We start from the raw sequence: 21,448 nt of genomic DNA, 5'->3' as shown, positions 1-21,448 counted from the left end.
TCAGGGTTAGGGAGGTCGCATCCGCAGCCGGGAAAACCCGCCGGGTCCGCGAGGGACCTGCCGGGCAGCCGCTTCCCTGGTCTGGGCACATACGTGCAGCACGCGAGTGGCCCACCGACCGTCCCGGAACCTCGGGTGGTGGTGGGCTGCCCGCGACACCGATCGACGGTGCGCGACGCTCCTGGAGCCGATCCGCAGGGGACCGGTCCGGCTGACTGTCCCGCTCTGACAGCGCGGGACTCAGCACTTCGGAGCAGTCTACAGGGTGCTCAGGAGCGTCTGCGACCGAGGTGTTTCCTGGTCCATTCGACCGCGTCGGCGTATCTGGCCTCGGTGCCGTGCCGGGTCGGGGTGTAGTACTCGCGGTCCTTCAGGGCGTCCGGGGCGTACTGCTGCGGGGCGATGCCCTCGGGCAGGTCGTGCGGGTACACATACCCCTGGGCGTGGCCGAGCTTGGCCGCGCCCTTGTAGTGCCCGTCGCGCAGATGCGGCGGAACCGGGCCGGCCAGGCCCCCCCGCACATCCTCCAGGGCGGCGCCGATCGCGGTGGTCGCGGCGTTGGACTTGGGGGCGAGCGCGAGCGCGATGGTGGCATGGCTGAGGGTGAGGGCGGCCTCGGGGAAGCCGATCATGGCAACGGCCTGGGCAGCGGCGACCGCGATGGGCAGTGCGTTCGGGTCGGCCAGGCCGATGTCCTCGCTCGCGGAGATCATCAGGCGGCGGGCGATGAAGCGGGGGTCCTCGCCGGCCTCGATCATGCGGGCCAGGTAGTGCAGGGCCGCGTCGACGTCGGAGCCGCGGATGGACTTGATGAGGGCGCTGGCCACGTCGTAGTGCTGGTCGCCGTCGCGGTCGTACTTCACCGCGGCCCGGTCGACCGTCTGCTCCAGCGTCTGCAGGCTGATCTCGCGCTCGCCCTGGTCCAGGGCGGCTCCGGCCGCGGCCTCCAGGGCGGTCAGGGCGCGGCGGGCGTCGCCGCCGGCGATGCGCAGCAGATGCTCCGCGGTGTCGTCGGGCAGGCCGACGGCGTCCTTCAGGCCGCGCTCGTCGCTCAGGGCCCGCTGGAGCAGGCCCCGGATGTCGTCGTCGGTGAGCGGTTCGAGGGTGAGCAGGAGGGAGCGGGAGAGCAGCGGGGAGATCACCGAGAAGTACGGGTTCTCCGTCGTGGCCGCGATCAGCGTCACCCAGCGGTTCTCGACCGCCGGGAGCAGGGAGTCCTGCTGGGCCTTGCTGAAGCGGTGGATCTCGTCCAGGAAGAGGACGGTCTCCTTGCCGAAACCGCCGGTGGCGCGGCGGGCGCCGTCGATGACCGCGCGGACCTCCTTGACGCCCGCGGTGATCGCGGACAGCTCCACGAACCGCTTGTTCGTCGCCTTGGAGACGACGTACGCGAGCGTCGTCTTGCCGGTGCCGGGCGGGCCCCAGAGGATCACCGAGGACGGTCCGGCGGGGCCGCCGGAGCCCTCGCCGACCAGCCGGCGCAGCGGGGAGCCGGGCTTCAGCAGATGCTGCTGGCCCACGACCTCGTCGAGGGTGCGCGGGCGCATCCGCACCGCCAGGGGGCTGCCTGCCGGGTCCTTCTCCTGGCGTTCTTCCGCCGCTGCGGTGAAGAGGTCGGGTTCCACGCTGAAACCCTAAGACACGGCACTGACAATGCCGTCCGCCCCGGGGTCAGGCCCAGAGCTGGCTGCCCCAGCGGGTGAGGATCAGCATGGCGATGATGCCGCAGTGGGTGACCGGGACGACCCAGGTGAACTCGCCGAGGAAGGACTTCAGCCAGCGCGGGGCCGGCAGGAAGTCGTTGCGGACGTTGAACGAGGTCACGAACCAGAACATGGTGATCGTCGCGACCCAGGCCAGCGAGCACCACAGGCACAGCGCGTTGATCCGGTACAGGGACTGGAACTGCAGCCAGGTGACGAAGCCGACGCCGAAGAGCGTGCCGAAGTTGAAGGTCAGCCAGTACCAGCGCGGGAAGCGGGCGCGGCCCAGCAGGCTCATGCCGACGCAGATGACGATGCCGTAGCAGACCAGGCCGAGCCAGGGGTTGGGGAAGCCGAAGGCCGCGGCCTGCTTGCTCTCCATGACGCTGCCGCAGGACACGATCGGATTGACACTGCAGCCCGGCGTGAACGTCTTCCCCGCGATCTTCGCTTCGAGGATCTTGTTCTTGTCGAGCGTGATGACCCAGGCCGCCAGCAGTCCGGCCGCACCGGTGATCACCAGCAGCAGGGCGAAGGCGCGGCTGCCGCCCACCGTGCGGGGTGCGTCGGCGGCACGCTCGGGCCCGGGCTCCGTGGAGAGGTCTGTGACTGTCGTCTTGCTCATCCGCCGATTCCGTCGCTTGAGAGTTGGACCATCTTCGGGCACGGGTCATTGTGCCGCACGCGCATGTGTGTCCACCGTTCAGAGGACATAAGGAGGTACGCACGGTGGTCACGGACCGTTCGGTTCCGGCCGAAGCTCGGGGGCATGACAGCACACGCGAACGAACGCGCGGTGGACATCCGGGGACTGCGCAAGCGGTACGGGGGCGTGACCGCGGTCGACGGTCTCGATCTCGGAATCCGGCGCGGTGAGGTGTTCGGGCTGCTCGGGCCCAATGGCGCGGGCAAGAGCACCACGGTGGAGATCCTCCAGGGCAACCGGTCCCGGGACGCGGGCGAGGTGTCCGTCCTCGGCGCGGACCCGGCGACGGGCACGCGCGCGTGGAGGTCCCGTGTGGGAATCGTCTGGCAGGACGAATCGACGCCCGCCGAGTTGACGGTCCGCGAGACGGTACGGCACTTCGCCCGCTACTTACCCGCGCCCGCGCGACCCGGAGGAGGTCCTCCACCTGGTCGGCCTGGACGCGAAGGCCGACAGCCGCGTCAAGTCCCTCTCGGGCGGCCAGCGGCGCCGCCTCGACGTGGCACTCGGCGTGATCGGCGGCCCCGAGCTGCTGCTCCTGGACGAACCGACCACCGGCTTCGACCCGGGCGCCCGGCGCCGGTTCCGGGACCTGATCCGGCTGCTCGCCGACGAGGGCACCACGATCCTGCTCACCACGCACTACCTGGAAGAGGCCGAGACCCTCGCGGACCGCCTCGCCGTCGTCACGAAGGGCCACGTCGTCGCCGAGTGCTCACCCGACGAGCTGCGCCGGCGGTACGGCGGTGAGGCCACCGTGGCCTGGACGGAACCCGACGGCTCCCCGCGCACGGAGCACACCGACCTGCCGACCCGGACCGTCGCCGCGCTCATGGGCCGCTTCGACGGCGAGATCCCCGGGCTGGCCGTGACCCGCCCCACCCTGGAGGACGTCTACCTCCGGCTGGCCGGACAGGAGGCCGTGCGATGACCACGACCACCGTACGAGCCACCGACCGCGCGGCCGCCGGATCCCTGCCCGGCGCCTGGCGGATCGGTCTGCTGCGGGGCGGCCTGGAGATCAGGCAGTTCTTCCGGCAGCGCGAACAGGTGGTGTTCACCTTCGCCTTCCCCGTGGTGTTCCTGTTCCTGTTCGCGTCGATCTTCCACGACGACGGCGGGGGCGCCGGGATCACCGCGTCCCAGCTGTACGTGCCCGCGATGACGGCCTCCGGGATCATGTCGACGAGCTCTCCGTCCACGACGACGGCTGCGGCTTCGACCCCGCCGCCGTCTCGACCGGATACGGTCTGGCGGGGCTGCGCGCCCGCGCCGCCGAAGTGGAGGGCACCGCGGCCGTCCGCAGCGCACCGGGCGACGGTACGACGGTGACCGTACGCCTGCCCGTGCCGGTCCCCGTGGGGAGTGAGGGGCCGTGATCCGGATCGTCCTGGCCGACGACCATCCCGTCGTACGGGAGGGACTGCGCGCCATGCTGAGCGCCGAGCCGGACCTGGAGGTGGTCGGCGACGCGGCGAGCGGGCCTCGGGCGGAGGCACTGGCGGCGGAACTGCGCCCGGACATCGTGCTGATGGACCTGCGGATGCCGGGTGGCGGAGGCGTGGACTCGATCGTGCGGATGACCGCGGCCGGGCTGCCGTGCCGGGTGATCGTCCTGACGACGTACGAGACGGACCGGGACATCCTGCGAGCCGTGGAGGCGGGCGCGGCGGGCTACCTGCTGTGCGGAGATCGGCCGCCCCTGTTCATCGGCGAGTCGACGGTGAAGACCCACCTGCTGCGCATCTTGGGCAAGTTGGAGGTGGACGACCGGACGGCGACCGTCACCCGTGCCATGCGGTACGGGTTGCTGGAGCAGTGAGGAGGGCGCCGGAGGGTTCCGGCGCCCTCCTCACGGGGGCTACTGGCCGAGCCGGGAGCGCAGTTCCGGCAGGACCGCGTCCAGGGCGATCGCCGTCTGGTCGCCGGACTCCATGTCCTTCAGCTGGACGACGCCCTCGGCGAGGTCGCGTTCGCCGGCCACAAGGGCGTAGCGGGCGCCACTGCGGTTGGCGTTCTTCATGGCGCCCTTCAGGCCCTTCCCGCCGTACGAGAAGTCCGCCGCGATGCCCGCCTTGCGCAGCTCGGTGACCTTGGCGAACAGGACGCGGCGGGCCTCCTCACCGAGCGGGACGGCGTAGACCGACGTCGAGGACGGGAGGTCCAGCTCGATGCCCTCCGCCTCGAGGGCGAGGACCGTGCGGTCGACGCCCAGGGCCCAGCCGACGGAGGGCAGTGCCGGGCCGCCGATCATCTCGGACAGGCCGTCGTAGCGGCCGCCGCCGCCCACCGCGGACTGCGAGCCCAGACCGTCGTGCACGAACTCGAAGGTCGTACGGGTGTAGTAGTCCAGGCCGCGCACCAGCTTCAGGTCGTCCTCGAAGGTGACGCCCGCCTCGGTGAGCAGTCCGCGGACCTCCTCGTGGTAGGCCTTGCACGCGTCGCACAGGTAGTCGCGCAGCAGCGGGGCGCCCGCGAGCTGCTTCTGGACCGACTCGCGCTTGTCGTCGAGGACCCGGAGGGGGTTGATGTCGACGCGCCGGCGGGTGTCCTCGTCGAGGTCCAGGCCGCGCAGGAAGTCCTGCAGCGCGGCCCGGTACACCGGCCGGCACTCCTTGTCGCCCAGGCTGTTCAGCAGGATGCGGAAGTTGCTGAGGCCCAGCGAGTGGTACGCCTGGTCGGCCAGGATGATCAGCTCGGCGTCCAGGGCGGGGTCCTCCGCGCCGATCGCCTCGGCGCCGACCTGGGAGAAGTGCCGGTAACGGCCCGCCTGCGGCTGCTCGTAGCGGTAGTACGAGCCCGAGTACCAGAGCTTGACCGGGAGGTTGCCCTGCCGGTGCAGGTTGGCCTCCAGAGCCGCGCGCAGCACGGAGGCCGTGCCCTCGGGGCGCAGGGCGAGCCTGTCGCCGCCCTTGGTCTCGAAGGCGTACATCTCCTTGGTCACGATGTCGGTGGACTCGCCGACGCCGCGCGCGAACAGCTCGACGTTCTCGAAGCCGGGGGTCTCGACGTAGCCGTAGCCGGAGTCGCGCAGCGGGGTCGCGATCGCCTCGCGCACGGCGAGGAACTTCGCGGAACGCGGCGGGATCAGGTCGTAGGTGCCCTTGGGGGCCTGGAAGGTACTCACGAAAAGCTCTCTCGTCACATTCCTCGTCGGGGAGCGGCATTCATGCCCGCTCCCTGGCCGGCCGCCACCTGCCGCAGATAGGGGTTGGCGGTGCGCTCCTGGCCGATGGTCGTCTGGGGGCCGTGGCCGGACAGCACCACGGTGGAGTCGTCGAGCGGCAGGCACACGCGGGCCAGCGACTCGAGCATGTCCGCCATGGATCCGCCCGGCAGGTCGGTGCGTCCGATGGAGCCGGCGAACAGCAGATCCCCGGAGAAGAACACCGACGGGATGTCGGCGGTCTCGGGCATCCGGAAGGTCACCGACCCCCTGGTATGGCCCGGCGCGTGCGCGACGGAGAACTCCAGGCCGGCCAGGTCGAGGGTGGTGCCGTTCGTCAGCTCGCGGACGTCGTCCGGCTCCCCCACGGTCAGCTCGCCCATCAGCGGCGCGCCGATGGAGCGGCCGAGCGCCTTCTCGGGGTCGCTCATCATGTACCGGTCCTCGGGGTGGATCCAGGCCGGTACGTCATGGGCGCCGCAGACCGGGACGACCGAGGCCACGTGATCGATGTGGCCGTGGGTGAGGACGACGGCGACGGGCTTGAGCCGATGCTTCTTCAGTGCTTCCTCGACGCCTTCGGCGGCCTGGTGGCCGGGGTCGATGATCACGCACTCCTCACCGGCGGCGGGGGCGACGAGATAACAGTTCGTCCCCCAGGCCCCGGCGGGGAACCCGGCAATGAGCACGATCGTCCTTCGTTGTGTCGATACGGGTGGCCACAAGCTGTGGTCCAGAGCCTACCGGCGCTGCCGTTTCCTCAGCGAACCCATATACGGTACGGGGCTACACGCAACGGTCGGCTCACGAGAACGCACGCGTACCGGTCGACACACGACACGCATGAGGAGAGAACCCGGTGGTCAGCCAGGAGCAGCGGCGGCGTCAGCTCGCCCGGGAGAAGTTCTTGCGGCAGCAGCAGCGGCGCACCGAGGCGCGCCGCAAGGCCCGCCTGCGCAACTCGGTGATCGCGTCGGTACTGGGCGTGGTCGTGATCGGCAGTGTCGCGCTGTACACGACCGGCGTGCTGAAGAACGACGGCAAGAAGACCAACACCGCCGCCGACGTCACGCCGAGCGCCTCGCCGACCAGCAAGGCCGCGGACCCGTGCGCGAAGCCGGCGGCCGGTTCGGTGAAGAAGCTGAGCTGGAAGAAGGAGCCGGCGATGACGATCGACACGTCGGCGTCGTACGCGATGAAGCTCGCGACGACGTGCGGTGACATCGACATCGCGCTGAAGACGGCGGCCCCGCACACGGTGAACTCGTTCGACTTCCTGGCCGGCCAGGGCTACTTCGACCACACCAAGTGCCACCGTCTGACCACGGACGGCATCTTCGTGCTCCAGTGCGGCGACCCGCAGGGCACGGGCATGGGCGGGCCGGGCTACACGCTCCCGGACGAGAACCTGAAGGACAAGAGCCTGAAGGGCAACACGTACCCGGCGGGCACGGTGGCGATGGCCAACACCGGTCAGAAGCACACCGGCGGCAGCCAGTTCTTCCTGGTCTACAAGGACAGCCCGCTGCCGCCCACCTACACGCCCTTCGGCACCGTCTCGGCGGCCGGCATGAAGGTGCTGCAGAAGATCGCCGCGGCCGGTGCGCAGGCGGCCGACCCGACCTCGGGCAACACCGCGCCGAACGCGACCGTGGTGATCAACAAGGCGACGGTGACGAAGTCCTGACGCCGCCTTGAACCCCAAGACGGCCAACTGCGGAATTTTCGGTCGCGCTGGATGCGGACAGGCAACCCGCTGGTCGCCTATGTTGGCCGTGACGAAACTGTGGACGATGCCCGGGGGCACTGAGGCCCCTCGCAGGCATCATGTGGAGGAGGCGCTGTGAGCAGCGACCCGTGGGGCCGCGTCGACGAGACGGGGACCGTGTACGTGCGTACGGCCGACGGCGAGCAGGTCGTCGGATCCTGGGCGGCCGGCTCCCCTGAGGAGGCGCTTGCCTACTTCGAGCGCAAGTACGAGGGCCTGGTTGTCGAGATCGGCCTCCTCGAGAAGCGAGTGCAGACCACCGACCTGTCGGCGAAGGACGCCCAGACCGCGATCGACCACCTGCGCGAGCAGGTGGACGCGCACCACGCGGTCGGCGACCTGGCCGCGCTCCGTCAGCGGCTGGACAAGCTCGTGGAGACCGTCGAGGCACGCCGTGAGGAGCGCAAGCAGCAGCGGGCCAAGCAGTCCGACGAGGCCCGCCAGGCCAAGGAGGACCTGGTCACCGAGGCCGAGCAGCTGGCGCAGTCCGACCAGTGGCGGGCCGCCGGTGAGCGGCTGCGGTCGCTGGTGGACACGTGGAAGGGTCTGCCGCGGCTCGACCGCAAGTCCGACGACGAGCTGTGGCACCGCTTCTCGCACGCCCGCTCGGCGTTCTCCAAGCGGCGCAAGGCGCACTTCGCACAGCTGGACGCGCAGCGCGAGGAGGCCCGCAGGACCAAGGAGCGGCTGGTCGCCGAGGCCGAGTCGCTCCAGGGTTCGACGGACTGGGGTGTGACGGCGGCCCGCTACCGCGAGCTGATGACGGAGTGGAAGGCCGCGGGCCGCGCCCAGCGCGAGCACGAGGACGACCTGTGGAACCGCTTCCGCGGCGCCCAGGACGTGTTCTTCGCCGCCCGCAGCTCGGTCTTCGCCGAGCGGGACGCGGAGCAGTCGGAGAACCTGAAGCTGAAGGAGGAGCTGGCCGAGGAGGCCGAGAAGATCCTCCCGGTCACGGACCTCAAGGCCGCCCGGGCCGCCTTCCGCTCGATCAACGAGCGCTGGGAGGCCATCGGCCATGTCCCGCGGGACGCGCGACCGAAGGTCGAGGGCCGGATGCACGCCATCGAGCGGGCGATCCAGGAGGCCGAGGAGGCCGAGTGGCGCCGGACGAACCCGGAGGCACGCGCGCGTGCCGAGGGGCTGACCGGTCAGCTGCAGGCCGCCGTGGACAAGCTGAAGACGCAGATCGAGCAGGCGCGCGGCCAGGGCAACAACGCGAGGGCCGACAAGCTGGAGCGCGAGCTGGAGGGCCGCCAGGCGCTCCTGGACCAGGCTCTGAAGGGCCTGCAGGAGTTCGGCGGCTGATTCCCCGATGCCCAGGTGAAAGGCCCCGTACGGCGCGTACGGGGCCTTTCGCATGTCCGTGTGCGCGGGCTACGACCGGCTGCGTCCCGAGGTCACGCGGTACACGTCGTACACGCCCTCGACGCCCCGTACGGCCTTCAGGACGTGGCCGAGGTGCTTCGGGTCGCCCATCTCGAAGGTGAACCGGGAGGTGGCCACCCGGTCGCGGGAGGTCTGGACGGCCGCGGAGAGGATGTTGACGTGCTGGTCGGACAGGACGCGGGTGACGTCCGACAGCAGCCGGGAGCGGTCCAGGGCCTCGACCTGGATGGCGACGAGGAAGACCGAGGACTGGGTGGGCGCCCACTCGACGTCGAGGATGCGCTCGGGCTCGCGGGACAGTGACTCGACGTTGACGCAGTCGCTGCGGTGAACCGATACGCCGCTGCCGCGCGTGACGAAGCCGATGATCGGGTCGCCGGGGACGGGCGTGCAGCAGCGGGCCAGCTTGACCCACACGTCGTCGACGCCCTTGACGACGACGCCCGGGTCGGCGCTGGAGCGGCGCTTGCGGCCGCGGGTGCGGGACGGCGGGACCGTCTCGTCGATCTCCTCGGTGGCCGCCTCCTCGCCGCCGAGGGCCTGGACGAGCTTCTGCACGATGTTCTGCGCGGAGACATGGCCCTCGCCGATCGCCGCGTACAGCGCGGAGATGTCCGAGTAGCGCATCTCGTGCGCGAGCGTGACGAGGGAGTCACCGGTGAGGATGCGCTGGATCGGCAGGTTCTGCTTGCGCATCGCCCGGACGATGGCGTCCTTGCCCTGCTCGATCGCCTCGTCCCGGCGCTCCTTGGAGAACCAGGCCCGGATCTTGTTGCGGGCGCGCGGTGACTTGACGAAGCCCAGCCAGTCGCGGGACGGGCCGGCACCGGCCGCCTTGGAGGTGAAGACCTCGACCAGGTCGCCGTTGTCCAGGGTGGACTCGAGCGGTACGAGTCTGCCGTTGACCCGCGCCCCTATGGTGCGGTGGCCGACCTCTGTGTGGACGGCGTACGCGAAGTCGACGGGCGTGGCCCCCGCGGGCAGGGCGATGACGTCACCCTTGGGGGTGAACACGAAGACCTCGTTGCGGGACAGGTCGAAGCGCAGGGACTCCAGGAACTCGCCGGGGTCCTCGGTCTCCTTCTGCCAGTCCAGCAGCTGGCGCAGCCACGCCATGTCGTTGAGGTGGTCGTCCTTCTTGCCGGCCCTGGGCACGTCGGTGCGCACCTTGGAGGCGCCGGCGACGGCCTCCTGCTTGTACTTCCAGTGCGCGGCGATGCCGTACTCGGCGCGGCGGTGCATGTCGAAGGTGCGGATCTGCAGCTCGACCGGCTTGCCGTTGGGTCCGATGACCGTCGTGTGCAGCGACTGGTACATGTTGAACTTGGGCATCGCGATGTAGTCCTTGAACCGGCCGGGGACCGGGTTCCATCGCGCGTGCACGGTGCCGAGGGCGGCGTAACAGTCGCGGACCGTGTCGACGAGGACACGGATACCCACCAGGTCGTAGATCTCGGCGAAGTCGCGGCCTCGCACGATCATCTTCTGGTAGACGCTGTAGTAGTGCTTCGGGCGGCCGGTGACGGTCGCCTTGATCCGGGCGGCCCGGAGGTCGGCCTGGACCTCGTCGGTCACTATGGCCAGGTACTCGTCCCGCTTGGGCGCGCGCTCGGCGACGAGCCGTACGATCTCGTCGTACATCTTGGGGTAGAGGATCGCGAACGCGAGGTCCTCCAGCTCCCACTTGATGGTGTTCATGCCGAGGCGGTGGGCGAGCGGAGCGTAGATCTCCAGCGTCTCCCGCGCCTTCTTCTCCTGCTTCTCGCGCTTGAGATAGCGCATGGTGCGCATGTTGTGCAGGCGGTCGGCGAGCTTGATGACCAGGACACGCGGGTCCTTGGCCATCGCCACGACCATCTTGCGCACGGTCTCGGCCTGCGCGGCCTCGCCGAACTTGACCTTGTCCAGCTTGGTGACGCCGTCGACGAGCAGGGCGACGGTGTCGCCGAAGTCGCGGCGCAGCTGGTCGAGGCCGTACTCGGTGTCCTCGACGGTGTCGTGCAGCAGGCCCGCCATGAGCGTGGCCGGGTCCATGCCCAGCTCGGCGAGGATGGTGGTGACGGCGAGCGGGTGCGTGATGTACGGGTCGCCGCTCTTGCGCTTCTGACCGCGGTGCCAGCGCTCGGCGACCTGGTAGGCGCGCTCGATCTGCCGGAGCGTCGAGTTCTCGATCTTGGGGTCGTTGCTGCGCACTATCCGCAGCAGGGGCTCCAGGACCGGGTTGTACGGGTTCGCGCGCTGGACGCCGAGGCGGGCCAGGCGGGCGCGGACGCGGTTGGAGGAGCCGGTGCGGACGGGCTGGCCGGCGGGCTGGCGCACGACAGGGGGCTGCACCGGGCGCTCGGGCGGGGCCGGCTTGGGACGGGAGGCCTCGGCAGCCTTCTCGACAGGCGCGGCCTGGGCGTGCTCGATCGGCCCGCGGATGTCGTTCTTCGCGTCGGACGCGTGCGGCGCGGGCTTCGCCGCGGCAGCCGAGGCGGACTCGGGCTTTGCGGCGGTCAGGTGCTGGGCCTCGTCTGGCAAGAGGGCTCCTCGTGCGCGATCCGGGTCCCCCGGTCAGGCTCCGGAGACCCCATGGTAGCGATCCTGCGGCTGGTCATCGCCTTCAGGCGGCTGTGAGGACCGTCTACCTGTGCAACGCGGGAGGCTTCCGCCGGATTCCGGAAGGTGGATTCCGGGTGTTCGGAAGGGGTGCGGGCGGTGTCCCGGGGGTGGTGGTCGCGGGTGCCCCTCACATGCGTACGGCCGCCCCGGCGAGGTACCGGGACGGCCGTACGACGATGGGGGCAGGGCTGGTCAGACCTGGAGCAGGGCCTCCAGCGGAGCCTCGCCGAGGGCCGGGGTCAGGCGGGCGCGGCCGGCCAGGAAGCCCAGTTCCATCAGCACCGCCAGGCCCGAGACCTCGGCTCCGGCGCGCTGGATGAGGTGGATCGCCGCCTCGGCCGTACCGCCCGTCGCGAGGACGTCGTCCACGATCAGGACGCGGTCGCCGGCGGTCAGGTCCTCGGCGTGGACCTCGATCTCGGCCGAGCCGTACTCCAGGTCGTACGCCTGGCGCAGCGTCGCTCCGGGCAGCTTGCCCGCCTTGCGGACCGGGATGAAACCGAGGCCGGCGCGGACGGCGACCGGGGCGCCGAGGATGAAGCCCCGGGCCTCCAGGCCGACGACCTTGGTCGCGCCGGTGTCGGCCGCGATCTCGGCGAGCGCGTCGGTGAGCGCCGTGAACGCGGCCGGGTCCGCGAGGAGCGGGGTGATGTCCTTGAACATCACGCCCGGCTCGGGATAGTCGGCGACGTCACGGATACGGCTGAGCAGCAGCCCTGTGATGTCTGCGAGCTCGGTCATCGGCGCTTCCCGGAGGCTCGGCCGCGGCCCCGGCTGCGGGGGCCCACGACGGCGGGGGCGCCGTCCTCGTCGTCCGCCACGGCGGCGCGGTCGACCGCGAGGTCCTCCTCGGCGGCGGCCTGGGCGCGCTTGGCCAGGACCCGCTTGGTGAGGGCCTTCATCGCCGGCTCGCGCTCCTTGAGGTCGGCGACGAGCGGGGTGGCGATGAAGATCGACGAGTAGGCACCGGCCGCGAGGCCGACGAACAGCGACAGCGAGATGTCGTTCAGCGTGCCGGCGCCGAGGAAGCCACCGCCGATGAACAGCAGGCCCGCCACCGGCAGCAGGGCCACGACCGTGGTGTTGATGGAGCGGACCAGGGTGCCGTTGATCGACCGGTTGGCGATGTCGCTGTAGGTCCAGCGGGTCTGCCTGGTGATGTCCTTCGTCTGCTCCTTGAGGCTGTCGAAGACGACGACCGTGTCGTAGAGCGAGTAACCGAGGATGGTGAGCAGACCGATGACCGTACCGGGCGTGACCTCGAAGCCGACGAGGGCGTAGATACCGGTCGTGATGGTGATGTCGTGGATCAGTGCGACGAGGGCCGCGATGGCCATGCGCCACTCGAAGGCGATGGCCAGGTAGATCACGACGAGCACCATGAAGATCGCCAGGCCCTCCCAGGCCTTGTTGGCGATCTGCTGCCCCCAGCTCGGGCCGACCAGGTCGGCGGCGAGCTTCTCGGGGTTGAGGTTCAGGTCCTTGGCCAGGTCCTGCTTGATCTTGTCGGACTGGCCGGTGTCGATGCCGGCGATCTGGATGCGCAGGCTGCCGTTGCCGAGCTTCTGCACGATCGCCTCGTGACCGGAGGCGCTCTTGGCGTAGTTCTCCGCCTGGGCGACCGAGGTGCTCATGTGGGTCGGCGTGGTGAAGACCGCGCCGCCCTTGAACTCGATGCCCATGTTCAGCCCGCGCACCGCCAGGCCGAGGATGGCCGTGATGGTGATCAGGATGGAGACGCCGTACCAGATCTTGCGCTTGCCGACGAAGTCGTAGGAGATCTCGCCGCGGTGCAGTCGAGCGCCGAGGTTGCCGAGTTTCGACATCGCTCACGCCTCCTTCGGGTCGGCAGAGCCGGTGGCGGGACCGGCGGGACGGCGGGTGCGGCGCAGCGGTGCCTTGGCACCCAGGCTCTTCGGGTCGAGTCCGGACCACTTGTGGCCGTTCGCGAAGAACGTGCGGCGGGCGAGGAGCGTCATGAGCGGCTTGGTGAAGAGGAAGACGACGACCACGTCGAGCACGGTGGTCAGGCCGAGCGTGAACGCGAAGCCCTGGACCTTGCCGACGGTGACGATGAACAGGACGGCGGCGGCGAGGAACGAGACGAAGTCGGAGACGAGGACGGTGCGCCGGGCACGCGGCCAGGCCCGCTCGACGGCGGGGCGCAGCGAGCGGCCCTCACGGATCTCGTCCCGGATCCGTTCGAAGTACACGATGAACGAGTCGGCGGTGATACCGATGGCGACGATGGCACCGCAGACGGCCGGCAGGTTCAGCGCGAAGCCGATGGCGGGGCCGAGCAGCGACATGATCACGTAGGTGAGGATCGCGGAGACCAGCAGCGAGGCCATCGCGACGAGCGACAGACCGCGGTAGTAGACCACCAGGTAGAGCACGACCAGCGCGAGGCCGATCGCGCCCGCGAGCAGACCGGCGTGCAGCTGCTCACCACCGAGCGCGGCGGTGACGGTGGTGACGGACTGCTCCTGGAAGGACAGCGGCAGCGCGCCGTACGACAGCATGTTGGCCAGGCTCTGGGCGTCCTGCTGGGTGAAGCTGCCGGAGATCTCCGCCTGGCCGCCGGTGATGGCGGACTGCACGTACGGGCTGGAGACGACGTCGCCGTCCAGGACGATCGCGAACTCGTTCTGCGGCTGCTGGTTCTTGGCCAGCTCACCGGTGACGTTCGCGAACTTCTTGGAGCCGCTGGAGGTGAAGGTCATCTGGACCTGCCAGCCGGAGGCGCCCTGGGTGTCGAAGACGGCCTGCGCCTTCTTCACCTCGGTGCCGTCCACGGCGACCGGGCCGAGCACGTACTTGTACCAGGCGCCGCGGATCTGGCCGCAGGCCACGGTGGGGTCGCCGGGCTTGGCGCTCTTGCCGGCGTTGGCGCGGTCCGCGGGCTTGGTGCAGTTCAGGGCGGCGTACTGGGCCCGGAGCTTGGCGGCGTCCGCGGCGGCGCCACTGGCGGGGGCCGAGGGGGTGGCCGACGGCTTGGCGCTGCCGGAGGCGGACGTGCTCGGCGAGGGGGTGGAGCCGGCCTTCAGCGCGTCGGTGACGGCGCGGCCCTGGGAGGTGGCCGAAGCCGTGGGAGACGACGCCTTGGCCTTGCCGTTGTCCGCCTTGTTCGAGGCCGACGGGGAGGCGTTCGCGGAGGGGCTCGTGCTCGCCTTCGCGCCCGGCTTCGGCGAGGAGCTGCCGCTGGAGGACGCGCTCGGCGAGGGGCTCGGCGTGGCGGTGCCGCTGGGCTCGCTGGCCAGGACCGGGCGGAAGTACAGCTTGGCGGTGGTGCCGACCTGCGCTTGCGCTTCCTTGGAGTTGGTGCCCTTGGGGATGTTGACGATGATGTTGTCGTTCCCCTGGGTCTGCACCTCCGCCTCGGAGACGCCGAGGCCGTTGACACGGCGGTTCATGATGTCGACCGCGGTGTCCATATTGGCCTTGTTGATCGCGGACCCCTGGTCGGCCTTCGCCTTGAGCGTGATGCTCGTACCACCGGCGAGGTCGATGCCGAGACGCGGAGTCTTGTTCCCGGAGAGGAACATGCCTCCGGTGAGCGCCACGATGGCGATCAGAATGAGGGCCAGCGAGCGCCCTGGCTTGCTCTGGGCGCTCGCGCTCCGGCCCCTCTTAGGTGCTGCCACCTTCTCGTACTCCCTCTCGGGCCGCCCCGCGACCTGGTCGGCGCGGTCGGCCATGACATGGTGTCGGACTCCCGTGAAACAGACGCGCCCGGTGGTGCGCGGGGCGTGATTATGCCGCCTGGCGCACCACCGGGGCGTGACTACTTCGCGTCGGAGTCGCCGTCGGTCTTCTTCGGCTCGTCGTCGGCCTTGGCCTCGGCGGCCTCGGCCGCGTCGGTTCCGTCCTCGTCGGCGTCCTTCTTACCGAGATCAACGGCCTTGTCGTCGGAGGCGGCGGCAGCGGGCGAGTCGGACTCGTCGGTCTCGGTGAGGGAGGAGGCGTCGTCCGGGACGATGTCGGCGTCGGACTTCAGGTCGTGCTCGATGCCGTGGACGATGCGGTTGTACTCGTCGTCGGTGAGCACGGCGCCGATCGCGTTCTTGGCGAAGAGGAGGTCGACGCCCGGTCCGGCGTCCAGGAGGACCGTGTCCTCGTTGACCTCCTTGACCGTCGCGTACATTCCCCCGATCGTGCGGACACCGGAGCCGGGCTGCATCTCGTTCCGCATGGAGGCGGCCTGCTGCTGCTTCTTCTTGGCCGAGCGCGTCATCAGGAACATGGCCGCGATGAGCACGATGAAGGGGAGAAGGGTAAAGGCATTCACGGGACGGGGTTTCCTTCGCGCGACCGCGACGGGAAGCGGCCTGTTGATGGGGGTGTGGGTCGGCGCCACCCGCAAAGGCGGCATCGGCGGAGTCTAAGCGAGTCCGCGTGCATGGAACAACGCTCAGCATGGCACCTGGGTTCCTGACCCCGCCAATGCCCTCGCCGGTGCCTTCGCCACTGCCTTCACCCCCGCCACAGCCGTCACTTGGGCAGCACGGCGCCGTCAGCTGCCGAACAGGTCCTGCTGACCGCTCCCCCCGGCTGCGGCACGCGGCGGGGTCAGGCCGAGGTGCGCCCACGCGGCGGGCGTGGCGACCCGGCCGCGCGGGGTGCGGGCGAGCAGTCCCTCGCGGACGAGGAACGGTTCGGCGACCTCCTCGACGGTCTCGCGCTCCTCCCCCACGGCGACGGCGAGCGTGGACAGGCCGACCGGGCCGCCGCCGAACAGTTTCAGCAGGGCCTCCAGCACGGCGCGGTCCAGCCGGTCGAGGCCGCGGGCGTCGACCTCGTAGACCGCGAGGGCGGCCGCGGCGATCTCCCGGGTGATCAGGCCGTCCGCCTTGACCTGCGCGTAGTCGCGGACGCGGCGCAGCAGGCGGTTGGCGATACGGGGCGTGCCGCGGGAGCGGCCGGCGATCTCGGCGGCGCCGTCCGGCTCGATCCCGACGTCCAGCAGGTGCGCCGAGCGGTGCACGACCCGCTCCAGCTCGTGCGGCTCGTAGAACTCCATGTGCGCGGTGAAGCCGAAGCGGTCGCGCAGCGGGGGCGGCAGCAGGCCCGCGCGCGTGGTGGCGCCGACCAGGGTGAACGGGGGCAGCTCGAGCGGGATGGCGGTGGCGCCGGGGCCCTTGCCGACGATGACGTCGACGCGGAAGTCCTCCATCGCCATGTACAGCATCTCCTCGGCGGGCCGGGACATGCGGTGGATCTCGTCGAGGAAGAGGACCTCGCCCTCCTGGAGGGAGGAGAGGATCGCGGCGAGGTCGCCTGCGTGCTGGATGGCGGGGCCCGAGGTGATGCGGATGGGGGCGCCCATCTCGGCCGCGATGATCATCGACAGGGTGGTCTTGCCGAGGCCGGGCGCGCCGGAGAGCAGCACATGGTCGGCGGTGGCGCCCCGCGCGCGTGCGGCCCGCAGCACGAGGTCGAGCTGTTCGCGGACCTTCTCCTGGCCGATGAACTCGCCGAGGTCCTTGGGGCGCAGGGCGGCCTCGACGGCCTGGTCCTCCCCGTCGGCGACAGAGCCCACCAGCCGCTCCGCGGCGGGACCGACGAGCGCCTCGGGGGCGGGGTTGTCGGTGCTGTCGTCCCAGTTCATGTGGTGTGCCTCGATCGTCGTGGGGTCAGCGGGCGCGGTTCAGGGTCTGCAGGGCGGCCTTCAGCAGCTGTCCCACCTGTGGGGTGCCGTCGGCGGCCTCGGCCTGGGGGGTCACGGCGGCCACCGCCTCGTCGGCCTCCCGCGTGGCGTAGCCGAGGCCGATGAGGGCCGCGTGCAGCTGGTCGCGCCAGCCCTGGGTGACGGGCGCGCCGATCGCGGGGGCCGTCCCGACGGGCTCGCCGAGCCGGTCCCTCAGCTCCAGCAGCAGCTTCTGCGCGCCCTTCTTGCCGATGCCGGGGACGGCGGTCAGGGCCCTCTCGTCGGCGGTGGCGACGGCGCGGCGCAGCGCGTCCGGGGTGTGCACGGCGAGCATCGCCTGGGCCAGGCGCGGGCCGACGCCGCTCGCGGTCTGGAGCAGCTCGAAGACCTGGCGCTCGTCGTCGTCGGCGAAGCCGTACAGGGTCAGCGAGTCCTCGCGGACCACGAGGGAGGTCGCCAGCTTGGCGGGCTGGCCGAGGCGGAGCGTGGACAGGGTGTTCGGCGTGCACTGGACGGCCATGCCGACCCCGCCGACCTCGACGACCGCCGCGTCGGGGGCGAGCGCGGCGACCGTGCCGCTGACGAAGGCGATCATGCCGTACGGCCTTTCGTTGCGTGGACTGTGTGGCGGGCGACCGCCTGCTGGAGCCGGTTCTGGGCGGGGGCGCGCCAGATGTGGCAGATGGCGAGCGCGAGGGCGTCGGCGGCGTCGGCCGGCCTGGGCGGCGCCGGCAGCCGGAGCAGCCGGGTGACCATGGCGCCGACCTGCGCCTTGTCGGCCCGTCCGCTGCCGGTGACGGCGGCCTTGACCTCGCTCGGGGTGTGCAGGGCGACGGGGATGCCGCGGCGGGCGGCGCACAGCATGGCGACCGCGCTGGCCTGTGCGGTGCCCATCACCGTGCGCACGTTGTGCTGGCTGAAGACGCGCTCCACGGCGACGAACTCGGGCCGGTGCTCGTCCAGCCACTGCTCGATGCCCTGCTCCACGGCGAGGAGACGGTGGCTCAGGTCGGCGTCCACGGGCGTGCGTACGACACCGACGCCGAGCATGGTGAGCGGCTGGCCCGCGACCCCCTCGACGACGCCGACACCACACCGGGTCAGCCCGGGGTCCACCCCCAGTACGCGCACGCGCCCCTCCCTCCGATCACCTGCCGATCGCCTGTTCGTGCAGGCTATCGGGTGCCACTGACAACGCCGTACAACGCGACGGGCCGACGGGGTGTGTCCCGTCGGCCCGTGCGACCTGCGAAGCCCGTGGTGGCGTTACGCCTCGACCTTCTCCATGATCTCGTCGCTCACGTCGAAGTTCGCGAAGACGTTCTGCACGTCGTCGCTGTCCTCGAGGGCGTCGATCAGCTTGAAGATCTTCTTGGCGCCCTCCTCGTCCAGCTCGACCTGGACGGACGGCACGAAGCTGGACTCGGCGGAGTCGTAGTCGATGCCGGCCTCCTGGAGGGCGGTGCGGACCGCGACCAGGTCGGTGGCCTCGCTGATGACCTCGAAGGTCTCGCCGAGGTCGTTGACCTCCTCGGCGCCCGCGTCCAGGACGGCACCGAGGACGTCGTCCTCGGTCAGCTCGCCCTTGGGGACGATGACGACGCCCTTGCGGCTGAACATGTACGCCACGGAGCCCGGGTCGGCCATGTTGCCGCCGTTGCGGGTCATGGCGACGCGGACGTCGGAGGCGGCGCGGTTGCGGTTGTCGGTGAGGCACTCGATGAGCACCGCGACACCGTTGGGGCCGTAGCCCTCGTACATGATCGTCTCGTAGTCGGCGCCGCCGGCCTCGAGACCGCCGCCACGCTTGATCGCGGAGTCGATGTTCTTGTTCGGGACCGACTGCTTCTTGGCCTTCTGGACCGCGTCGTAGAGCGTCGGGTTGCCATCGAGGTCGACGCCGCCCATGCGCGCCGCGACCTCGATGTTCTTGATCAGCTTCGCGAAGAGCTTGCCGCGCTTGGCATCGATCACGGCCTTCTTGTGCTTCGTCGTAGCCCATTTAGAGTGGCCGGACATCTGCCTGTCTCCTTCGCGTAACCCTCTACATAACGAACGCCAGAGATCCTACAAGGACTCCGCCGCCCGGTTCGCGCGCACCATGTCCACGAACAGGGAGTGCACGCGGTGGTCGCCGGTCAGTTCCGGGTGGAACGACGTGGCGAGCGCGTTGCCCTGGCGGACGGCGACGATGTGGCCGTCGTGCTCGGCGAGCACCTCGGTCTCGGCGCCCACGGACTCGACCCAGGGGGCGCGGATGAAGACGCCCTCCACAGGATCGCCCTCGATGCCCTGCACGTCGAGCGCGGCCTCGAAGGACTCGTTCTGCCGGCCGAAGGCGTTGCGGCGCACGATCATGTCGATGCCGCCGATGGTCTCCTGGCCCGAGCGCGGGTCGAGGATCTTGTCGGCGAGCATGATCATGCCCGCGCAGGTGCCGTAGACGGGCATACCGCCCTGCACGCGCGCGCGGAGGGGCTCCATCACGCCGAACAGGACGGCCAGCTTGGAGATGGTGGTGGACTCGCCGCCGGGCAGGACGAGACCGTCGACCTCGGCGAGTTCCTCGGGGCGCCGCACCGGCCTGGCCACGGCGTCGGCCGCGGCCAGGGCGATGAGGTGCTCCCGTACGTCGCCCTGGAGGGCCAGGACGCCTATGACAGGGGCTTCGTGGGACATGTGGTGATTACCAGCCGCGGTTGGCGTAGCGCTCGGTCTCGGGGAGGGTGTCGCAGTTGATGCCGACCATGGCCTCGCCGAGGTTGCGGGAGGCATCCGCGATGATCTTCGGGTCGTCGTAGAAGGTGGTGGCCTTCACGATGGCGGCGGCGCGCTTGGCCGGGTCGCCGGACTTGAAGATGCCGGAGCCCACGAAGACGCCCTCGGCACCGAGCTGGCGCATGAGGGCCGCGTCGGCCGGGGTGGCGACGCCACCGGCGGAGAACAGCACGACCGGGAGCTTGCCCAGCTCGGCGACCTCCTTGACCAGCTCGTACGGGGCGCGCAGCTCCTTGGCGGCGGCGTACAGCTCGTTGTTGTCGTAGCCGCGCAGACGGGCGATCTCGTTCTTGATCTGACGCAGGTGGCGGACGGCCTCGACGACGTTGCCGGTGCCGGCCTCGCCCTTGGAGCGGATCATGGCCGCGCCCTCGGCGATGCGGCGCAGGGCCTCGCCCAGGTTGGTGGCACCGCACACGAAGGGGGTGGTGAAGGCCCACTTGTCGGAGTGGTTGACCTCGTCGGCCGGGGTGAGGACCTCGGACTCGTCGATGTAGTCGACGCCGAGGGACTGCAGCACCTGGGCCTCGACGAAGTGGCCGATGCGGGACTTGGCCATGACCGGGATGGACACGGCGTTGATGATGCCCTCGATCATGTCCGGGTCGGACATACGGGCCACGCCGCCGTCCTTGCGGATGTCGGCCGGGACCCGCTCCAGGGCCATGACGGCCACGGCGCCCGCGTCCTCGGCGATCTTCGCCTGCTCCGGCGTGACGACGTCCATGATCACGCCACCCTTGAGCTGCTCGGCCATGCCACGCTTCACGCGGGCGGTACCGGTCTCGGGAGCCTGGTTGTCGATGGTGGACACGGATGACCTCACTGAAGGGAAAGAGGGTGACTGCCTCAGCAGAGGAAACGCGAGTGGACCAGGCCACAGCAAGGGCCAATGGGAAGCCGGTGGATCCTTTTGGTTCACCGGGGGTTCAGGCGTCCCGCTCCACCAGGGCTGTGGGAGGCTCGTCGTCCATCTCGAAGGCCAGCGGGAACGGGGCGTGGCCGGCGAGCCGGAACCAGCGGACCTTGCGGTGCTCACGGAGCCTGCGGGCGGCGCCCACGGCGTCGTTGTGGAAGCGGCGGGCCATCGGGACCCGGCGGACGGCCTCGGCCAGCTCACGGGCCGCCTCCTCGCCGCCGGGGGCCTCGCGTACGGCCTCCACCTGCGCCGGGGCCTCGAAGACCGCGCGCAGCGCCTGGCTCAGCTCGCTCTCCGCGACCTCCCGCTGCTCCTCCTCGGCCTGCCGGGCCGCGTGCGCGGCCTCGTACAGCACGATCGAGGCGGCCGGGTCCAGCACGCCCGAGGTGGCCAGTTCCTGCGTCACGGAGGCCCGCCGCAGCAGCTGCGCGTCGAGTGCGGCCCGCGCGGCGTCCATGCGCACGTGCAGCCGGTCCAGCCGCCCGGCCGTCCAGCTCAGGTAGACGCCGATCGCGACGAGGACGACGAGGATCCAGATGAGGGTTGCGCTCACGCCGGAAGGCTATCGGCTGCCGCCTCGCGCCCCTCACGGCGAGCCGGCACCGGCCTCCGGGGCGCTCCGCAGGCACGCCTCACAAGAGCCGGCACGCGGTCCGTCCCCCGCGGCCAGGATCCACCGCGCGGGTCCGACGCCGCCCGAACGCTGTCCGCCCGGCGACCTGCCTCCGCAACGGCCGCCCGCCGGCCGGCACGTCGCGCACGAGTTCCGCG

General features: G+C 70.6%; 19 protein-coding genes and 3 pseudogenes. 6 read left to right on the top strand and 16 right to left on the bottom strand.

Annotation, left to right across the window (positions count from 1 at the left end; translation table 11 throughout):
• Positions 1-269: 269 nt before the first annotated feature.
• Together ACH47Z_RS11190 and ACH47Z_RS11185 are read right to left on the bottom strand one after the other, a co-directional pair.
• Complete coding sequence (locus ACH47Z_RS11190; RefSeq protein WP_399072912.1) at positions 270-1,625, bottom strand: replication-associated recombination protein A; 1,356 nt, start codon at positions 1,623-1,625, stop codon at positions 270-272.
• 46 nt (positions 1,626-1,671) lie between these two features.
• The gene (locus ACH47Z_RS11185) at positions 1,672-2,328 is read right to left on the bottom strand and encodes a vitamin K epoxide reductase family protein (RefSeq protein WP_399072911.1); all 657 of its coding nucleotides are present in this window, start codon (positions 2,326-2,328) and stop codon (positions 1,672-1,674) included.
• A 144-nt stretch (positions 2,329-2,472) separates the two neighbouring features.
• Here ACH47Z_RS11185 and ACH47Z_RS11180 point away from each other — a divergent pair.
• From ACH47Z_RS11180 to ACH47Z_RS11165, 4 genes and pseudogenes are all read left to right on the top strand, one after another.
• Positions 2,473-3,340, top strand: a pseudogene (locus tag ACH47Z_RS11180) (ABC transporter ATP-binding protein).
• Positions 3,337-3,609: pseudogene (locus ACH47Z_RS11175) on the top strand (ABC transporter permease); the annotation flags it as partial. The pseudogenes ACH47Z_RS11180 and ACH47Z_RS11175, both read left to right, overlap by 4 nt.
• A 35-nt stretch (positions 3,610-3,644) precedes the next feature.
• Positions 3,645-3,788, top strand: a pseudogene (locus tag ACH47Z_RS11170) (ATP-binding protein); the annotation flags it as partial.
• Complete coding sequence (locus ACH47Z_RS11165; protein WP_399072909.1) at positions 3,785-4,231, top strand: response regulator; 447 nt, start codon at positions 3,785-3,787, stop codon at positions 4,229-4,231. The pseudogene ACH47Z_RS11170 and the gene ACH47Z_RS11165, both read left to right, overlap by 4 nt.
• Positions 4,232-4,270: 39 nt before the next feature.
• On the opposite strand, the gene hisS is transcribed toward ACH47Z_RS11165, so the two are convergent.
• On the bottom strand, positions 4,271-5,536 hold the full coding sequence (hisS, locus tag ACH47Z_RS11160) for a histidine--tRNA ligase (RefSeq protein ID WP_399072907.1): 1,266 nt from the start codon (positions 5,534-5,536) through the stop codon (positions 4,271-4,273).
• A 14-nt stretch (positions 5,537-5,550) separates the two neighbouring features.
• Complete coding sequence (locus tag ACH47Z_RS11155; RefSeq protein ID WP_399072905.1) at positions 5,551-6,264, bottom strand: MBL fold metallo-hydrolase; 714 nt, start codon at positions 6,262-6,264, stop codon at positions 5,551-5,553.
• A 170-nt stretch (positions 6,265-6,434) separates the two neighbouring features.
• Here ACH47Z_RS11155 and ACH47Z_RS11150 point away from each other — a divergent pair, with 170 nt between their 5' ends.
• Positions 6,435-7,262 carry a peptidylprolyl isomerase gene (locus tag ACH47Z_RS11150; RefSeq protein ID WP_399072904.1) on the top strand — a complete coding sequence of 276 codons (828 nt, stop codon included), beginning with the start codon at positions 6,435-6,437 and terminating at the stop codon, positions 7,260-7,262.
• A 156-nt stretch (positions 7,263-7,418) separates the two neighbouring features.
• Positions 7,419-8,648 (top strand): DUF349 domain-containing protein, encoded by a 1,230-nt coding sequence (locus ACH47Z_RS11145; RefSeq protein ID WP_399072903.1) that lies wholly within the window; start codon positions 7,419-7,421, stop codon positions 8,646-8,648.
• Between the two features lie 69 nt (positions 8,649-8,717).
• On the opposite strand, the gene relA is transcribed toward ACH47Z_RS11145, so the two are convergent.
• The 12 genes from relA to ACH47Z_RS11085 form a co-directional block, all read right to left on the bottom strand.
• Positions 8,718-11,252: a GTP pyrophosphokinase gene (gene relA, locus ACH47Z_RS11140; protein WP_399072902.1), complete on the bottom strand. Its 2,535-nt coding sequence runs from the start codon at positions 11,250-11,252 to the stop codon at positions 8,718-8,720.
• 273 nt (positions 11,253-11,525) lie between these two features.
• Complete coding sequence (locus ACH47Z_RS11135; RefSeq protein ID WP_399072901.1) at positions 11,526-12,074, bottom strand: adenine phosphoribosyltransferase; 549 nt, start codon at positions 12,072-12,074, stop codon at positions 11,526-11,528.
• Positions 12,071-13,159, bottom strand: coding sequence for a protein translocase subunit SecF (secF, locus tag ACH47Z_RS11130; protein ID WP_399072899.1), 1,089 nt, complete (start codon positions 13,157-13,159; stop codon positions 12,071-12,073). The genes ACH47Z_RS11135 and secF overlap by 4 nt, the downstream gene beginning before the upstream one ends.
• A gap of 3 nt (positions 13,160-13,162) precedes the next feature.
• Positions 13,163-14,977 carry a protein translocase subunit SecD gene (gene secD, locus ACH47Z_RS11125; protein WP_399073039.1) on the bottom strand — a complete coding sequence of 605 codons (1,815 nt, stop codon included), beginning with the start codon at positions 14,975-14,977 and terminating at the stop codon, positions 13,163-13,165.
• 140 nt (positions 14,978-15,117) lie between these two features.
• Positions 15,118-15,621: a preprotein translocase subunit YajC gene (yajC, locus tag ACH47Z_RS11120; protein ID WP_399072898.1), complete on the bottom strand. Its 504-nt coding sequence runs from the start codon at positions 15,619-15,621 to the stop codon at positions 15,118-15,120.
• A 225-nt stretch (positions 15,622-15,846) separates the two neighbouring features.
• Positions 15,847-16,941 (bottom strand): Holliday junction branch migration DNA helicase RuvB, encoded by a 1,095-nt coding sequence (ruvB, locus tag ACH47Z_RS11115; RefSeq protein ID WP_399072897.1) that lies wholly within the window; start codon positions 16,939-16,941, stop codon positions 15,847-15,849.
• 25 nt (positions 16,942-16,966) lie between these two features.
• The gene (gene ruvA / locus ACH47Z_RS11110; RefSeq protein WP_399072896.1) at positions 16,967-17,575 is read right to left on the bottom strand and encodes a Holliday junction branch migration protein RuvA; all 609 of its coding nucleotides are present in this window, start codon (positions 17,573-17,575) and stop codon (positions 16,967-16,969) included.
• Positions 17,572-18,111: a crossover junction endodeoxyribonuclease RuvC gene (gene ruvC / locus ACH47Z_RS11105; RefSeq protein WP_399072894.1), complete on the bottom strand. Its 540-nt coding sequence runs from the start codon at positions 18,109-18,111 to the stop codon at positions 17,572-17,574. Before ruvC ends, ruvA begins: the two co-directional genes overlap by 4 nt.
• Before the next feature lie 135 nt (positions 18,112-18,246).
• Positions 18,247-18,999: a YebC/PmpR family DNA-binding transcriptional regulator gene (locus ACH47Z_RS11100; protein WP_399072893.1), complete on the bottom strand. Its 753-nt coding sequence runs from the start codon at positions 18,997-18,999 to the stop codon at positions 18,247-18,249.
• A gap of 48 nt (positions 19,000-19,047) precedes the next feature.
• Positions 19,048-19,659: a pyridoxal 5'-phosphate synthase glutaminase subunit PdxT gene (gene pdxT, locus ACH47Z_RS11095; RefSeq protein ID WP_399072892.1), complete on the bottom strand. Its 612-nt coding sequence runs from the start codon at positions 19,657-19,659 to the stop codon at positions 19,048-19,050.
• Between the two features lie 7 nt (positions 19,660-19,666).
• Positions 19,667-20,572 (bottom strand): pyridoxal 5'-phosphate synthase lyase subunit PdxS, encoded by a 906-nt coding sequence (pdxS, locus tag ACH47Z_RS11090; protein ID WP_399072891.1) that lies wholly within the window; start codon positions 20,570-20,572, stop codon positions 19,667-19,669.
• Positions 20,573-20,687: 115 nt separating this feature from the next.
• Positions 20,688-21,230, bottom strand: a complete 543-nt coding sequence (locus ACH47Z_RS11085; protein WP_399072890.1) for a hypothetical protein — start codon at positions 21,228-21,230, stop codon at positions 20,688-20,690.
• Between the last annotated feature and the right edge of the window lie 218 nt (positions 21,231-21,448).

Source organism: Streptomyces sp. NPDC020192 (assembly GCF_044388685.1).
GTDB lineage: Bacteria > Actinomycetota > Actinomycetes > Streptomycetales > Streptomycetaceae > Streptomyces.
Note: the sequence above shows the minus strand (reverse complement) of the source record. Positions and strands in the feature narration are given on the sequence as shown.

Excerpts from the sequence above, each read along its gene's own strand:
- ruvA (WP_399072896.1), bottom strand. The coding sequence starts at position 17,575 with ATGATCGCCTTCGTCAGCGGCACGGTCGCCGCGCTCGCCCCCGACGCG.
- ruvB (WP_399072897.1), bottom strand. The coding sequence starts at position 16,941 with ATGAACTGGGACGACAGCACCGACAACCCCGCCCCCGAGGCGCTCGTC.
- ACH47Z_RS11185 (WP_399072911.1), bottom strand. The coding sequence starts at position 2,328 with ATGAGCAAGACGACAGTCACAGACCTCTCCACGGAGCCCGGGCCCGAG.
- ACH47Z_RS11135 (WP_399072901.1), bottom strand. The coding sequence starts at position 12,074 with ATGACCGAGCTCGCAGACATCACAGGGCTGCTGCTCAGCCGTATCCGT.
- pdxT (WP_399072892.1), bottom strand. The coding sequence starts at position 19,659 with ATGTCCCACGAAGCCCCTGTCATAGGCGTCCTGGCCCTCCAGGGCGAC.
- secF (WP_399072899.1), bottom strand. The coding sequence starts at position 13,159 with ATGTCGAAACTCGGCAACCTCGGCGCTCGACTGCACCGCGGCGAGATC.
- ACH47Z_RS11100 (WP_399072893.1), bottom strand. The coding sequence starts at position 18,999 with ATGTCCGGCCACTCTAAATGGGCTACGACGAAGCACAAGAAGGCCGTG.